Here is a 14,649-nt window from a genome sequence, read left to right on the forward strand (position 1 = left end):
GCTCACACGCTTTGCTGCAGGCGCAGCAGATAGGGTTTCCTGATCCACAGCAGGATCAGGCCGATGATGCTGAAGACGCTCGCCGCCAGCGCGCCGACGATGGCCAGCTTGATGCCCAGCGAATCCGCCTTCTCGGGTAGTGGCGGCGGATCGAGAATCTGCAGCATCGGGTAGCTGGCGAAGGGGTCGATCAGGCCGATGTCGATCTTGGCCAGCGCCGTGGTGTAGACCGCCGTGGCGACCTGTTGCTCGCGCAGCAGGTCCTGCAGTTGGGCGGCCTTGGCGACACTGTTGTCCAGTCGCTGCTGGCGAGCCGCCAGATTGGCACGCCCGGTGGCAAGCTCGCTGATCACGCCGCGCCGCTGGGTATCCAGGGTGATCAGCTCGCCGACCAGGGTGTCCTGATTGGCATGGCCGGACGCGGCACGCAGGGCATTCTGGTTGCGCGAGGTCTGGCGGGGCAGCAACTGGCGCATGCGTGAGGCCAGCGAACGCTCGAGAGCATCAAGCCCCGCGGCCAGATTGATGACTTCCGGATTGCGCTCGCCCCATTTGCCGCGCGCTTCATCGAGACTGGCCGCCTGCTCCGCTGCCTGCGTCAGCAGTGCCTGATAGCGGGCATCGCGCTGCAGGGCGATCACGCCACCGGCCTGGCCGGCATCCAGCCCCAGGCGACTGGACAGGGTGGCGAGCCGGGCATTCAGAGCCGACAGCTCGCCATCACGCGTCTCGAGCGTGTCCTTGAGCGCCTCGACACTCAGCGTCAATTCCTTGAACTGCTCCATCGAGACCAGCCCGGAGGTGGACTGGAACTCGAGCAGCTTGCGCTGGGTTTCCTTGAGCGTGCGGTCGTAGGTCTCCAGCGAGCGGCGGATGACGGCTTCGCGGCGCGCCTGTTCATCATTGCGCAGTTGTTCGATCACCTCATTGAAGGCATCGATGTGCGCATTGGCACGTGCAAGCGCGGCCTTGGCGCTCGGCGCGCTGGTCTGGAAGGCGATCAGGGCGGTCTGGTCGGTCAACTTTATCTTCGGCTTGCCGTAATCGTCAGGATGCATGTCGACCGTGCTGGCGGCACGTTCCAGCACGGCAGGGCTCTCGGCGATGGCGCGGTAGTTGACCTTGGGGTCCAGCGAGGAACTCGAATAGGACGAATTGGCACTGGTGCTGGCCTGGCCGATGCTCTCGAAGTTCACCGACAGACCGGAGCCGGTGCCCGGCAGAATCATCGTCCAACTGGTGGTGTAGGTGACAGGTGCCACGGCGATGAAGGCGATGGTCAGACCCCAGATGACACTCAGGATGGCGGTCGCCAGCAACAGGTAGGCCGCGCGGCGGGTGCGCGGGCGCATGCTGGAGCCGCGCGCCGCCCAGCCCAGCAGGACGCCGAGTATCCGGCGTCCCAGGGAGGGCTTCGCTGTAGCTTTCGGCGTATCCGAGGAGCGGGACTCTGTCATGCACATCCTTGTCACGTGGGAGTGAATCGTCGCATCGCGGCAACGGGCGGGCGAAACGTTACAGCAGAGTGGCCGGCGTCAGCAGGTCAGTCAGCGTTCTGGCGATATCCCGGATGTTGGTGACACCGGAGTCATAGCAACCGACCACATCTTCGGGCATCAGATAGGGATTGACGCCCACATCCGCCGGATTGGCCAACAGGGCATCGATACCGCGATCGACCACGACCGGCTGATGCGTCATCGGGTTGGTACTGATCAGTACCGCGCGGCGTGACCCGGAGGTCGCCTGGATGCCGCCGACGCAGTTGGCATTGATCACGCCCTGCAGCATGCGTACGCCGTAGGGCACCTGCGAGCGCAACACCGTGTAATTGCTGACGTTGTTGTTGTTGGCAGGGGTGGTCAGGTTGGAGGCATAGATGACGATGCCCGGCGCGGTGAGCGGCGAGGGGCGCATCAGCGCGGCCTGGAAGGCACCGCTGGAGGGTACGTGGATCCGGTCCCCCACACGCAGCCAGGGATTGGCGGCATACTCGCCGTCGATCAGGCCGCGCATGTCGAGAATCTGTGTCTGGCCGTCGCGAATCAGCTCGATATGGCTCAGGTCCGCATCGGGGCGGATACCGCCGGCCGTGGTCAAGGCCGCCGACAGACGGCGCTGTTGACTGGCATCGCCGCCGGCGAAGTCACGGCGCACCATGCGCTCTTCCGGCAGACGGGTATTGATGACCGCCTCGCCCGGGAAGAACACCGCGCCGGATACCGCAACGGCCAACGGCGCCCATTCCTCGAGCCGGATGCTGACATGCGCCAGCCCCGGGCGAATCAGCTCTTCCTGCACCAGACGCCGGGTGATCTCATCCGCCAGGGCGTCGATGGTCTTGTTGGAGGCCTCGACCGGCGAAAGCCACGGCAGGCGCAGGCGTCCGTCATGATCTACCTCATAGCTGCCATCGAAGAGTTCGCTGCCGGCAACCCTGACGCTCAGTCGATCGCCCGCTGCCAGCCGCTGGTCATCGCCTGCGGGCAGCTGCATGAAGCGATCATCGGCATGAGGAGCAGGCAGCTCCAGCGGCCAGTGGGTCGCCTGTTGCCAGTGATCTTCGGCGGGAGTGTCGTCCAGCATGATCGGCGTACAGCCGCTCATCAGGGCGGCCGTGATCGCGACGCCCAGCAGGCATCGAAGAGAGCAGACAAGGGAGGTGGGCCGAGCCAGGTCGCGTTTCATCAGGCTACCTCACGAGAAGGCCCTGTCCGTGTGTCACCGCTCGACTCCAGCAGCGGGTCGCGCTGATAGTAGATATCGAAGAGCTCGAACAGGCGCACGCGCTCCAGCTCTGCCTGCATGACCGGCGAGGGTTCGACCACCACCAGCGCTACCGGGGAAAGTGCATCATGCAGGCTGACCAGCACCGAGAGCCCATCGGCATCGATGGCCTCGACATGACTGAGGTCCACCGCCAGCGTGCCGGTGTGCTCGGGAATCATCGCGAGCATTTCCTGGCGGAAATAGCGCGCGAGCTCGCCTGTCAGCTGCGCCGGCGGCGTGACCATGATGCCTTCATGGATTCGGGTAGTGATGGGCATGACGGGCTCCCTGTGCTTGATGTCACCGCCTGGCCTTAGCTGGGCCTGCGGTGCAGCTTGTTATCTTTATGCACTATGCCGCATAAGCATCGTTTACCTGCTGTTACAGTGTCAACGACGCCGACTGACTTGCCTCATTCTTTCTTGCTGGGTTTCGTGGTCCTGTCTGCTGTTTCCGGACTTTCCAGGTTGCCTGCGCGACGTTGTCACTCGCCCGACATGGCGGGTGACTTGTGTGGCGTGGCCAGCATCGCGCCCCAGTGACGAAAGCGCAGCAACAGCAACAGGCCCGGTATGGCGGCCAGCGTACAGATCCAGAAGAAGCTGTCCCAGCCGGCGGCATCGGCCAGATAGCCGGAGGGCGCGGCGATCACCACGCGCGGCAGGCCCATGATCGAGGAAAGCATCGCGTACTGGCCGGCGGTGAAGCGCTTGTCGGTCAGCGCGCCCATGAAGGCGATGAAGGCGGCGCTGCCCATGCCGGCTGCCAGATTCTCGAAGGCGACCACAGCCGCGAGCCACGCCAGCGAATCACCGACGTGATGCAGCCAGACGAAGCCGGCAGTCGACACCATCTGCAGGATGCCGAACCACCAGAGCGCCCGATAGATGCCGATGCGCATGATCATCAGGCCGCCGAAGAAGGTGCCGGCCAGCAACGGCCACAGGCCGAACAGCTTCACGGTCGCGCCGATCTGGGAGTTGCTGAAGCCGATGTCCTTGTAGAAGGGCGTGGTCAGATTGCCGGCCACGGAATCGCCCAGCTTGTAGAGCAGGATGAACAGCAGCAGCCAGATGGCACCATCGCGCTTCATGAAGTGGCGGATGGGGTCCCACAGGATCTCATGCAGATGATGGGCGCGCGGCGCGGCCTGAGCCTCGGGCTCCGGTGCCAGCAGGGTCACCAGCATGCAGGCGCCCAGGGTCGCGGCCATGATCAGGTAGGTCACGCGGAAGCCGATCATGTCGGCCAGCACCAGACCACCGGCTGAGGCCATCAACATGCCGATGCGGTAGCCATAGACATAGAAGCTGGAGCCCAGCCCCAGCTCGTTGTCCGGCAGATGCTCGCGCCGATAGGCATCGATCACGATGTCCTGGGTAGCGCTGAAGAAGCTGACCGCCAGCGCGATGGCCCCCATGGTCAGCGGCGACATGTGCGGGTCCTGCAGGGCCAGCAGCGCGATGAGAGCGGTCAGGGCCAGCTGGGCGATCATCAACCAGCCACGGCGCCGGCCGAGCACCGGCGGCATGATGCGGTCCAGCAATGGCGCCCACAGAAACTTGAGGGTATAGGGCAGGCCGACCAGCGCGAGCAGGCCCACGGCGTCAAGCGAGACACCGGCATCCGTCATCCAGGCCTGCAGCACGCTACCGGTCAGCAGCAGTGGCAGCCCGGAGGCGAAGCCCATCAGGAACGTGATACCATGACGGCCAACGAGTAAGCGTAAATCCTTTGAAGTCAAAGCCTTGCCTGTCCATGCAGAGGGTGTGGCCGCGCGTGTCACACGCACGGTGAGCGGCTATCTGCCGCTTGCGTCATTCATGGCCGGATTGTCGCACTGCCTGAGGGCAAGAGCCATGCATTGTCCTGCCGGTCAGCCGACAGGCATGATGCTAGTCGAGACACGCATGAGTGGGGCAGGCAGGCAATGAGAGGTCATCATGAGTGAAGCCCGAGAAGCTGCCAAGGCGCATTGGTATCTGATCCAGTGCAAGGGCGGGGAATCCTTCCGTGCGGCGGAGAACCTCACCAATCAGGGATTTCACGTCTTCCACCCTCTGCTGGAGGTGGAAAAGAAGCGCGGCGGCAAGCTGCGTTGGGTCGAAGAGCCGCTCTTCCCCTATTACCTGTTCATACGCCTCGATCAGATGGATGACAACTGGCGTCCGATTCGCTCGACCCGTGGCGTGCTCAAGCTGGTCAGCTTCGGCAACACGCCGACGGCGGTGCCGACGCCCCTGGTGGAAGCCCTGATCGCCAGCGGTGAGCAACGTCAGGAACAACCGCCGGAGAATGTCTATTTCCGGGCCGGAGAGCAGGTCGAGATCATCGATGGTCCCTTGAGTTCGCTCAGTGGCGTCTTCGAGAGCGCGAAGGGCGATGAGCGCGTCATCGTGCTGCTCAATCTGATCAATCAGCAACAGCGTGTCGAGCTTTCCAGTCGTCAGCTGCGGCGCACCGAAAGCTGAGCTGTCGTCCTGTCTCATCCGACTTGATTCGCGAGACCGCATTGCACCTTTCTTCTGGAGTGGTTCCCATGGCGATTACTTCCCAGCAGGTCGTCAGCCTGCATTACACCCTGCGCACCGCTGATGGCACTGTGCTGGATAGCTCCCTTGAGCGTGAGCCGATGGATTACCTGCATGGCCATGACAATATTCTGGCAGCGCTCGAGAGCGCGCTTGAGGGCTGTGATGTCGGCGACCGCAAGGTCGTCAATCTGACGCCAGCCGAAGGCTTCGGTGAGCGGGATGAAGGCCTGGTGCAATACTTCGGGCGTGATGCCTTCGGCCCGGGCGAGATCAACGCCGGCATGCGCTTTCAGGCCCGCACGCCGGAAGGCCAGCGGTCGGTCACGGTGCTGGAAGTCGGCGAGCAGCAGGTCAAGGTCGATGCCAATCATCCACTGGCAGGCCAGGCGCTGAGCTGGGAAGTCGAGGTGCTGGAGGTGCGTGATGCCACGCGTGCCGAGCTCTCGGCCGGTCATCCGCTCGGTCTCGATGTCAGCCATACCGAGATCGAAGACAAGAAGGTGCGCCGCTGAAGTCGGCATTGCAAAAGGGTGCGACGCTGAAGCGCCTCGTTGCAGCCCTCTTCAACAATAGACAGCCCCGCAGCCGGAATCCTCGGCTGCGGGGCTGTCTGTTGTTGGGGCCTATGGCGATGGAGAAAATTGATATGGATCAGTCGTCTACGCGCCTGCCGCAAGGAACGAGCCGTGAAGCCTTCAGGACTTGATACAGATCAGATTCGCGCGGGACATGGCGGGGTAGAGTGTCCCTGTCGAGGCCGCAGCAGGCCGACACAGGCGGAAGAGCTATTGATATCAGAGCTATCGATGTCCAGAGCTATTGATGTCAAAAGCAGAGGTGCCAGCTGCCGACAGAGGCTGGCATTCAGGGAGCCCCTTGGGGAAGGGGCAGGCCAGGATGGCCGCTGTCAGAATCGGGCTTATTGCAGGTGCCGATTCGCCGTCAGGGGAGGGGGAAACCCCGCTAGCCGACCTTCGGGTCGGCTTTTTTGGTTGTGGGGGTCAGATAGAGAATGGCTAGTGCCGTGTTTGCATGACGATCGCTTGCCTCTGGGCTGCTTGAAAGCTATTGCCAGTTCCTGGCAGTTCTCCGGGAGGAAGAGAATCGCTGGGCAGGCAGCCCCGCAACTGACACGAGGTTGCCTGCCCAATGTGACGGCTCAACTATCGTTACTGGCAGTCTTGAGGCTCTCGACTTCCTTGTGGGTGTCGATGGCCTTCCCGGCGGTGGGCTTGTCGATGCCTTGACCTTTCTTGACAGTCTCGCTTTGCTTGGCCGATGGGCTCTTCGTGTTGATGGCCGAGGTCGTCTTGCCCGGCTCGCCCAGCGTCAACGTCGTGTTCATCCGCTTGAGCGTATTGGGGCCGATTCCCTTGATTTCCGTCAACTGTGCCACGTCGGTGAAGGGGCCGTTCGCCTTGCGCCACTCGATGATGGCCTGGGCCTTCTTGCCGCCGATGCCCTTGAGCTCGGTCAATTGTGCGGCAGTGGCGGTATTGATGTTCATGTCTGCGGCCTGACTGGTCGGTGACAGTACCAGCAGGCTGGTCACGAGAAGTGTTCCTAGCAAGGTTTTCATGGTCGCTTCCTATGCTCACATCAGGGCGGTCGATTAGGGGTGCGCGGGGCGACCACCCGAGGCCCTGCGCGAGAAATACTCTGGACCAGGGATTAGATTTGTAGTCATTTAGATTTAAACGATTTCTCATCCTTGCGTGGCTTTCTGCGCTCAACGCAAGAAAGCACTACGAGCATTAGCTTGCTGATTCGATTCGTCTTTCTCTGGGCATACAACCACAGAGCCGAGCGCTATAATGTCGCCCCGAGCCCATGACCTCCTGTCATTGCGCCTGCCACATCGCCTGGAGCCCGGATGCCTGCCACGACTTCCCCCCTGATCATCGCCCTCGACTACCCGGACATGAGTGCTGCGCTTGCCATGGCAGACCAGCTGGATCCTGCGCGCTGTCGCGTCAAGGTAGGCAAGGAGCTGTTCACGCGTGTAGGTCCCGAGATTCTCAAGGCATTGCATCAACGCGGCTTCGAGGTCTTTCTCGATCTCAAATTTCATGACATCCCCAACACCACCGCCCAGGCCGTGCTGGCGGCAGCGGAGCACGGCGTGTGGATGACCAATGTCCACGCCTCTGGTGGTGCGCGCATGATGCAGGCCGCTGCCGAGGCGCTCTCGACCCGTGGCCTCGACACCCAGCTGATCGCCGTGACGGTGCTGACCAGCATGGAACAGTCCGATCTGGCCGGTATCGGGCTGGATGTCACGCCGCTTGCGCAGGTCGAGCGGCTGGCGGCTCTCGCTCAGCAGAGTGGCATGCACGGTGTGGTGTGCTCCGCTCGTGAGACTCCGAGCCTGAAGGCGCTGTGTGGTCCGGAGTTCCTGAAGGTGACGCCGGGTATTCGCCCGAGCTTCGCGCAGGCCGGTGATCAGCGGCGCACCATGACGCCCGGTGAAGCCATGGCAGCCGGCAGCACCCATCTGGTGATCGGGCGTCCTGTCACCCAGGCGGAGGATCCGCTGGCGGCGCTGGCGCTGATCGAGCAGGAGCTGGGCGCCTGATCGGCTGATTGGCTGAGTGGCTGAGTGGTTGATTGCCAAAAAAGACGCCAGCCGCAGACTCTGCGGCTGGCGTCTTTTGCTTGGCAATGATCACTGCTGATCACTCGCTCACGTCTTGCGCGACTGCCTCAATCGGCAGACTTGATATGCCAGCTGACCTGAACGCTGCTCTCGAGGCTCAGCTCGCCGGGGCGGTATTCGCTGCCGCTGCTCTTGGCCTCTGCCATGTCGGCACGCATTGCCATCATCTGCGGGCGCGGGCTGTGTGAAGACTCATTGATCGATTGCACGTTGCCCAGGGTCGCGCCGAGGGTCTCGGCCATCAGCTGTGCCTTGTGGCGTGCCTTGGTCAATGCCTCCTTCAATACCTTGTCTTCCAGGGCATCCCGTTCACTGATCTGATACTGCACACCGGCCAGTTGATTGACGCCAGCCCCCAGCAGCAGGTCGATGACTTCCGGTACCTTGTCCAGGTCATCGAGAGAGAGGCTGATCGGACGCTCGAGGTGCGTACGACGCCATTGCTGGGGCTGCTGCTGACCATTGTTGCGCTCGTAATACTGCTCAGGGCGCAGGTTGAGGCTGCCGGCGCTGATCTGACGGCTGTCGATGCCCGCTTTCTCCAGTGCCTGAATCAGGGTCGTCATGCGCGATTCCAGTGACTCGCGCGCCTTGCGGGCCGCCTGACCCTCTGCCTTGCTGTCGGGAGCCTTGTCATCCACCTTGCGCGCGGGCGTCTTCTCCCACAGGCGCGCCTCGATGGTCGCCTTGTCGGGCGCCGCCTCCAGGCTGGCACTGGCGCTGACATGCACCAGTGCCGGTGAGGGCGTCTGGTCGGCGCGGGCCATGTGCGTGGCGCTGACGGTGCAGAGCGTCAGGCCGCATAATATGGCGGTACGACGCAGGCGCTGGGCGAGGGAGGCCGAGCCTCTGGTGGCATGGTTCATCAGCATGGGTATTCCCTTGAGTAAAGTGGCAACATTGTCGCCTGGCGCTTGGTGAGGGGCATGAATACGAGCGCGACAGGCTTGAAAGTATCAGTAATGGGGGCGATGCGTGAAGGTACACGAGAGGCTGCGCTGGATACGTGGCGCTGCACTGGCAGTGTCGGCGGTGGTCATGACATCACCGATGGTGTCGCCTGTCCTGGCCGCAGGGCGTGAGGTGATCGATGATGCAGGCGACGTCGTGGCACTGTCACAGCCGGCGCAGCGAGTGGTCACGCTGGCCCCGCACGCAGCCGAGCTGGTGGCGGCGGCGGGAGGCTTGCCGGCCTTGATCGGCGTGAGCCAGGGCAGTGATTTCCCCCCTGCGGTCAGTGAGCTGCCGCGCCTGGCCAGTTATCACGGCCCCAACCTGGAGGCACTGCTGAAAGCACGGCCTGATCTGATCGTGGCATGGGGCAGTGGGCTTTCCGATGAGATGCATGAGCGTCTGACGGCGTTGGGGATGCCCGTCTTCGTCAGCGAGCCCGCCACACTCGATGACGTGCTGTCCAATATCGCCCGGCTTGGCACCTTGCTGGGTACCCGCGACATTGCAGATAAGCATGTTGCGATGCTTGCAGCGCGAATCGAGCAGCTGGAGAGCCCCCGCGACAGCGCCCCCTTGCCGGTCTTCTTCCAGCTGGGGGAGAGCCCGATGACGACGCTGGGCGGCAATCATCTGGTCAATGAGCTGATTCGGCGCTGCAGCGGTGAACCGCTGCTGACGGACTCACCTGCCGTGGTGCCGCAGATCAATCGGGAAGCCTTGTGGCTGGCCGAACCGCACCTGATTCTGCATCCAGTCGCGAAGGGGCCGGCGCGAAGGGAGTGGATTGCCGCCTGGCGTGCGAAGGCAGGACCGCTTTCCGAGGTGGCACTGGCGGGCCTGAATCCTGACTTGATCAGCCGTCCCGGCCCGCGCAGTGTCGAGGCGATGGCAGAGGTCTGCGCTGCCATCGCGAAGGTACAGGTGTCGGGCTGAGGGGGGGAGGCGGACTGAGGGCGTCGGGCGCTCAGAAATCGATGCCGCGTCGCGCCTTGAGACCATGATTGAAGCCGTGGCGAATCTCGGTCATCTCGGTGACGGTATCGGCACAGGCGACGATTTCACGATTGGCATTGCGCCCGGTGATGATGACGGTCTGTTCCGCCGGGCGATTCTCGAGTGCCGTCATCACTTCCTCCAGCGGCAGATAACCGAACTTGACCATGTAGGTCAGCTCGTCGAGCACCACCAGATAGACGCTGTCATCGCGCATCAGGCGCTGCGCTTGCTGCCACACGGCCTGACAGGCAGCGGTATCGGCCTCACGATTCTGGGTATCCCAGGTGAAGCCGGTAGTCATGGCATGCACTTCGAGATTGGCATCTTCGGCGAGACGTTCGCGCTCGCCACATTCCCACAGCCCCTTGATGAACTGGATGACACCGACCTTGTAGCCATAGCCCAGCGCGCGGGTGATGGTGCCCCAGGCGGCAGTCGTCTTGCCCTTGCCATTGCCGGTGAATACCAACAGCTGGCCGCGCTCCTCATTGGCCTGTGCCACCTTGTCATCGACATGTGACTTGAGCTTTTCCATCGCGGCCTTGTGGCGAGTGTTGCGGTCCGTCATGTGTATGCTCCGTGAGTCAAAGGCACAGCACCGACCCTGGGGCCGGTGCTGTGGTAGGTATGGCTGGCTGTCACGAAGGGCTCTTCGAAGAGGTGCCCTCGGGAAAGCTGATCAGAAGAAGAAGGTGACGCCGCCTTCCACATAACGGCCCTGGGTGTTGTAGCCATTGACCAGCTGATATTCGCGGTCGAAGACGTTATCCAGCTTGGCGCTCAGCTTGACGTTCGGCATCACCTGCCAACTGGTGCGCAGGTCGACCACGCCATAGCCAGCGGTACGAGTGTCGGTGTAGGTGTCTGCGTCAGTATCGCTGCGGCTGGCGCTGCCGCGAAGCGTAGCGCCGAAGCTCCAGTCGTCGAGGGCATAATCGGCGTCCAGACGCGCAAAGCGTTGGGCGCGGCGCTTCAATTGCTCACCGGTATCGCGGTCCTCCGGGTCCTGCCAGGTCATGGCAAGGTTCACGCTGAGCGCATCACCTTGCCAGCCACTGCTCAGTTCGATGCCACGGATGCGTGAACGATCGATATTGATCGGCGTGAAATTGGCACCTTCGTAGCTGATCAGATTGTCGATATCCGTCTGGAAAGCATTGACGCCTACGTGCCACCGCTGCTCCTGCAGACGCCAGAAGAGTTCGGCCGTCGTGGAGGTCTCGGCATCGAGATCCGGGTTGCCGGAGCCGTAGGGGCTGTAGAGGTCGATCAGGTTCGGTGCCTTGAATGCGCTGGAATAGCTGGCACCGAGCTGTTGCGCGGCCGTCAGATCATAGGCGTAGCTGGAGCCGCCCGTCATCTGATGGCCATATCGATTGTCGTCGTCATAACGCAGGCTGGTCGTGACATGATGACGCTGTTGCTGAAGATGCCAGCTGCCATAGACGCCGGTGGCATAGCGGCTATCGACGCTGTAGCCCTCGGCGGTGAAGTAGGGGCCATCGGCATCCAGGCTTTCCTCGCGATGGTCCACCCCCAGACTGAGCGTGCCGAGGTCGGTGTAGAAGTCGTGGCGCAGGCCGATCTCGTTGCGGGTACTGGCGACACGCCCGGCATCGCTGCCGGCTTCGGTGTTCTCGTACTCGTCCCTTGTGCGCGCCACGCTGACCGTCATGTCCCAGTTCGGGTTCAGGTGCGTCAGCAGGCTGGCATCCAATACCATCTGGCTGCCTTCGCCGTGGCAGTCTTCCGAGGCGCTGAAGCTGCTGTCGTAGCAGTCGTCATAGTCGTAATCGGTCTCGGTGTTGGCGACGCCGAGGCTGAGCGTGGCCTGCTGACCGAAGTCGTGGCCAAGGCGCAGTTCGGCGCCCGTGGCCTCGTAGCCATCATCTTCACTGCCGGTATCGCGGGCCGAGAAGCCATCGCTCTCATCATGATGGAGATTGGCCGAGAGGCGTGTGTCGTCTTCCACCGAGCTGAACTGGGCGTTCTGGCGGAAGGTGCCGTCGCTGCCGGCGCGTAGCGTGACTTCTGCATGCTGACCGACTTCGCTGCCGCCACGCGTGATCAGGTTGATCACACCACCAATGGCATCGGCGCCGTAGACGCTGGCGCGCGGGCCACGCACGATCTCGACCCGCTCGATGCCGGCGAGTGGCAGGAATTCGAAATGCGCCAGGCCATCGGCACTGTTGGCGACGCGCTGACCATTGACCAGAATCAAGGTGTGGTCAGACTCGGTGCCGCGCATGAACAGGCTGGTCTGGCTGCCCATCGGGCCGCTGCGCGCTACCTCGATGCCATTGCGTGATTGCAGCAGATCGACCAGCGAACTGGCCTGCAGGCGATCGATCTCGTCGCGCGTGATGACCTCGGTGCTGGCTAGCACATCATTCTGCAGCTGGGGGATGCGATTGGCGGTGACCTGAACGGTGTCCAGATCATCGGATACCTCCGTGGTCAACGCATCAGCGGCGACGGCGGGCGGGGTCAGCAGCAGCAGGCTGCCGACGAGGGTGAAGCTGGCCTGCGCGGATGCGCGACCATGAGTGTTGTTGTGTTTCATGAATGATCCTCAAGCGTCAGACGCAATGAGGAGGACTGCGTGACAGGGTGCGTGAGCACACGTCCCCCGCGCGTCCTGATCATGCAGGCCCGTCGCGGGAAACTTGCCACTGGTGAGGCCCTCCGCATCAACCAGTGTGGAAGCGAGGGCCGGTCTCCGGACTGACGCCTGATGGACTCCACTGGCAGGAGTCTCATCCCCTCATGCGCCTTCCCACCTCCTTCCCTTGGGGGAGGCCTGAATGACAGGTCCTCCCGGAGGCAGTGGCTGGTCGTATCCATCTCGTCGATCGTGGTTGTCGATCATGGTCGACCTGCATGAGCGTTGCGATCACCGTTGCGGGGGCAGTACGGGGTTTTCACCCGTTTCCCGAACACCCTGGCTTCAACGCGAACCATTGTCTGGGGCGGGGGGGAGGGAGTCAATCGGCAAACCCGCGTTGCGCATGCTGCCATCCAGGGCCGTTCAGGCGGGGGCATTCAGGGAGAGAAGTCAGAGGGTAAGCAGAGAGTCAGTCAGCGGCTACGTCACAGGTCGTGTCATAGGCCGTGTCATGGGTTGTGTCATGGCTTCTGCCAGATACGACAACGCCCGCACGGGGCGGGCGTTGTCGAGACGTGAGTCTGGCCAGATGGCTGTGTCTGCTCTATAAAAGCTCGCTTGCAAAAGCTTGCTCTCCAGCAGCGTGTTTTCTGGAGACTGGCTCACAAGCGATGATCTCTAGAGAGACAGGAACAGACCGGCGAGACTCGCTGACATCAGGTTGGAGAGGGTACCGGCGAGAATCGCCTTCATGCCCATCTGCGCGATATCACCGCGACGGTTCGGTGCCATCAGCCCCAGCCCACCCATCAGGATGGCGACGGAGGACAGGTTGGCGAAGCCGCACAGCGCGAAGATGATGATGGCTTCTGAGTGCTCGGACAGCTTGATCTGGTGGCTGGCGAGGTCGGCGAAGGCGACGAACTCATTGAGCACCAGCTTCTGACCGATGAAGCTACCCGCCTGGATGGCTTCTTGCCACGGCACGCCGATGACCCAGGCCACCGGAGCGAAGGCATAGCCCAGCAGCAGCTGCAGCGTGATGTCTTCATAGCCGAACAGGCCGCTGATCCAGCCCACGATGATGTTGCCCAGCGCGATCAACGCGATGAAGGCCAGCAGCATGCCGCCGACATTGATCGCCAGCTGCACGCCAGAGGCCGCGCCGGAGGCGGCGGCATCGATGACGTTGGTCGGACGATCGATGTCCTTGCCCAGCGCTTCTTCGACGCTCTGGGTCTTGGTCTCGGTCTCCGGGATCAGCATCTTGGCCATCAGCAGGCCACCCGGTGCCGCCATGAAGGAGGCTGCCAGCAGGTACTTGAGATCGATGCCCAGCGAGGCGTAGCCCACCAGTACGGAGCCGGCCACCGAGGCCAGGCCGCCGGTCATCACGGCGAACAGCTCCGAGCGGGTCATGCCGGCGATGAACGGGCGCACGACCAGCGGGGCTTCGGTCTGGCCGACGAAGATGTTGGCGGCCGCGGACAGGGACTCCGGACGGCTGGTGCCGAGCACCTTCGACAGGCCGCCGCCGAGCACGCTGATCACGACGTTCATCACGCGCAGGTGATAGAGCACCGCGATCAATGAGGAGAAGAACACGATGATCGGCAGTACGCGCAGCGCGAACACGAAGCCGCCGCCGCCGAAGACTTCGAACATCTTGTCGCTGACCAGGCCGCCGAACAGGAAGTCCATGCCGACGTTTGCACTGGACATTACGGCCTGTACACCTTCGCTGAGCCCAAGCAGCATGCTCTTGCCGGCTGGCACGTAGAGCACGAAGATCCCCAGCATCGCCTGGATGGCGAAGGCACCCAGTACGGTGCGCAGGCTGATGGCGCGTCGGTTTTCAGAGAGAAGGAAGGCAATCCCCAGCAGGGCGAAGACGCCCACCAGGCCCATGACGATCTGCATCAAGCAGCTCCTGAATGCGTAGGTGTTACGTTGAGGACAAGGCAATAGCGCTGGCCACAGGACGGTATGGCCAAAACTGGCGCGTACTCTACCAGTATTTTTGCCCTCTGTCGGAGTCTGCCACTAACGTTTGACGCATTTTTTGTGAATCGCGCGAGGCGTGCCTGCGTCAACACGCACGAGGCCCGCCATGAGCGAGCCTCGTGCCTTCT

At 62.7% G+C, this 14,649-nt stretch carries 13 protein-coding genes and 1 riboswitch; of the genes, 4 read left to right on the plus strand and 9 right to left on the minus strand.

The window, feature by feature from the left end:
- Window positions 1-2 precede the first annotated feature (2 nt).
- The 4 genes from F8A90_RS03810 to F8A90_RS03825 form a co-directional block, all read right to left on the minus strand.
- Entirely contained in the window at window positions 3-1,457 is a 1,455-nt protein-coding gene (locus F8A90_RS03810; protein WP_200019064.1) for a GumC family protein, read from the minus strand.
- Between the two features lie 58 nt (window positions 1,458-1,515).
- Entirely contained in the window at window positions 1,516-2,688 is a 1,173-nt protein-coding gene (locus tag F8A90_RS03815; protein ID WP_200019066.1) for a polysaccharide biosynthesis/export family protein, read from the minus strand.
- On the minus strand, window positions 2,688-3,047 hold the full coding sequence (locus tag F8A90_RS03820) for an STAS domain-containing protein (protein WP_200019068.1): 360 nt from the start codon (window positions 3,045-3,047) through the stop codon (window positions 2,688-2,690). Before F8A90_RS03820 ends, F8A90_RS03815 begins: the two co-directional genes overlap by 1 nt.
- 206 nt (window positions 3,048-3,253) lie before the next feature.
- Window positions 3,254-4,459: an AmpG family muropeptide MFS transporter gene (locus F8A90_RS03825; RefSeq protein ID WP_082388128.1), complete on the minus strand. Its 1,206-nt coding sequence runs from the start codon at window positions 4,457-4,459 to the stop codon at window positions 3,254-3,256.
- A gap of 253 nt (window positions 4,460-4,712) precedes the next feature.
- Between F8A90_RS03825 and rfaH the strand changes: the two genes are divergently transcribed.
- Complete coding sequence (rfaH, locus tag F8A90_RS03830) at window positions 4,713-5,240, plus strand: transcription/translation regulatory transformer protein RfaH (RefSeq protein WP_166019211.1); 528 nt, start codon at window positions 4,713-4,715, stop codon at window positions 5,238-5,240.
- 68 nt (window positions 5,241-5,308) lie between these two features.
- Window positions 5,309-5,815 carry an FKBP-type peptidyl-prolyl cis-trans isomerase gene (locus F8A90_RS03835; RefSeq protein WP_043332448.1) on the plus strand — a complete coding sequence of 169 codons (507 nt, stop codon included), beginning with the start codon at window positions 5,309-5,311 and terminating at the stop codon, window positions 5,813-5,815.
- A gap of 647 nt (window positions 5,816-6,462) precedes the next feature.
- Here the strand turns inward: F8A90_RS03835 and F8A90_RS17735 are convergent.
- Window positions 6,463-6,882 carry a ComEA family DNA-binding protein gene (locus F8A90_RS17735; protein ID WP_200019070.1) on the minus strand — a complete coding sequence of 140 codons (420 nt, stop codon included), beginning with the start codon at window positions 6,880-6,882 and terminating at the stop codon, window positions 6,463-6,465.
- A 294-nt stretch (window positions 6,883-7,176) separates the two neighbouring features.
- Between F8A90_RS17735 and pyrF the strand changes: the two genes are divergently transcribed.
- A complete protein-coding gene (gene pyrF / locus F8A90_RS03845; protein ID WP_200019072.1) occupies window positions 7,177-7,878 on the plus strand; it encodes an orotidine-5'-phosphate decarboxylase in 702 nt (233 codons plus the stop codon).
- 128 nt (window positions 7,879-8,006) lie between these two features.
- Here pyrF and F8A90_RS03850 read toward each other — a convergent pair whose 3' ends face one another.
- Window positions 8,007-8,831 (minus strand): SIMPL domain-containing protein, encoded by an 825-nt coding sequence (locus F8A90_RS03850; RefSeq protein ID WP_200019074.1) that lies wholly within the window; start codon window positions 8,829-8,831, stop codon window positions 8,007-8,009.
- A gap of 178 nt (window positions 8,832-9,009) precedes the next feature.
- Here F8A90_RS03850 and F8A90_RS03855 point away from each other — a divergent pair, with 178 nt between their 5' ends.
- Window positions 9,010-9,846, plus strand: coding sequence for a helical backbone metal receptor (locus F8A90_RS03855; RefSeq protein ID WP_200019076.1), 837 nt, complete (start codon window positions 9,010-9,012; stop codon window positions 9,844-9,846).
- 31 nt (window positions 9,847-9,877) lie between these two features.
- Here F8A90_RS03855 and cobO read toward each other — a convergent pair whose 3' ends face one another.
- The 3 genes from cobO to F8A90_RS03870 form a co-directional block, all read right to left on the minus strand.
- A complete protein-coding gene (gene cobO / locus F8A90_RS03860) occupies window positions 9,878-10,477 on the minus strand; it encodes a cob(I)yrinic acid a,c-diamide adenosyltransferase (RefSeq protein ID WP_153635209.1) in 600 nt (199 codons plus the stop codon).
- Between the two features lie 111 nt (window positions 10,478-10,588).
- Window positions 10,589-12,475 (minus strand): TonB-dependent receptor domain-containing protein, encoded by a 1,887-nt coding sequence (locus tag F8A90_RS03865; RefSeq protein ID WP_200019079.1) that lies wholly within the window; start codon window positions 12,473-12,475, stop codon window positions 10,589-10,591.
- Window positions 12,476-12,605: 130 nt separating this feature from the next.
- A riboswitch (cobalamin riboswitch) is annotated at window positions 12,606-12,871 on the minus strand.
- Between the two features lie 324 nt (window positions 12,872-13,195).
- Complete coding sequence (locus F8A90_RS03870) at window positions 13,196-14,437, minus strand: NupC/NupG family nucleoside CNT transporter (RefSeq protein WP_200019081.1); 1,242 nt, start codon at window positions 14,435-14,437, stop codon at window positions 13,196-13,198.
- Window positions 14,438-14,649 lie beyond the last annotated feature (212 nt).

Source organism: Cobetia sp. cqz5-12 (assembly GCF_016495405.1).
Lineage (GTDB): Bacteria > Pseudomonadota > Gammaproteobacteria > Pseudomonadales > Halomonadaceae > Cobetia.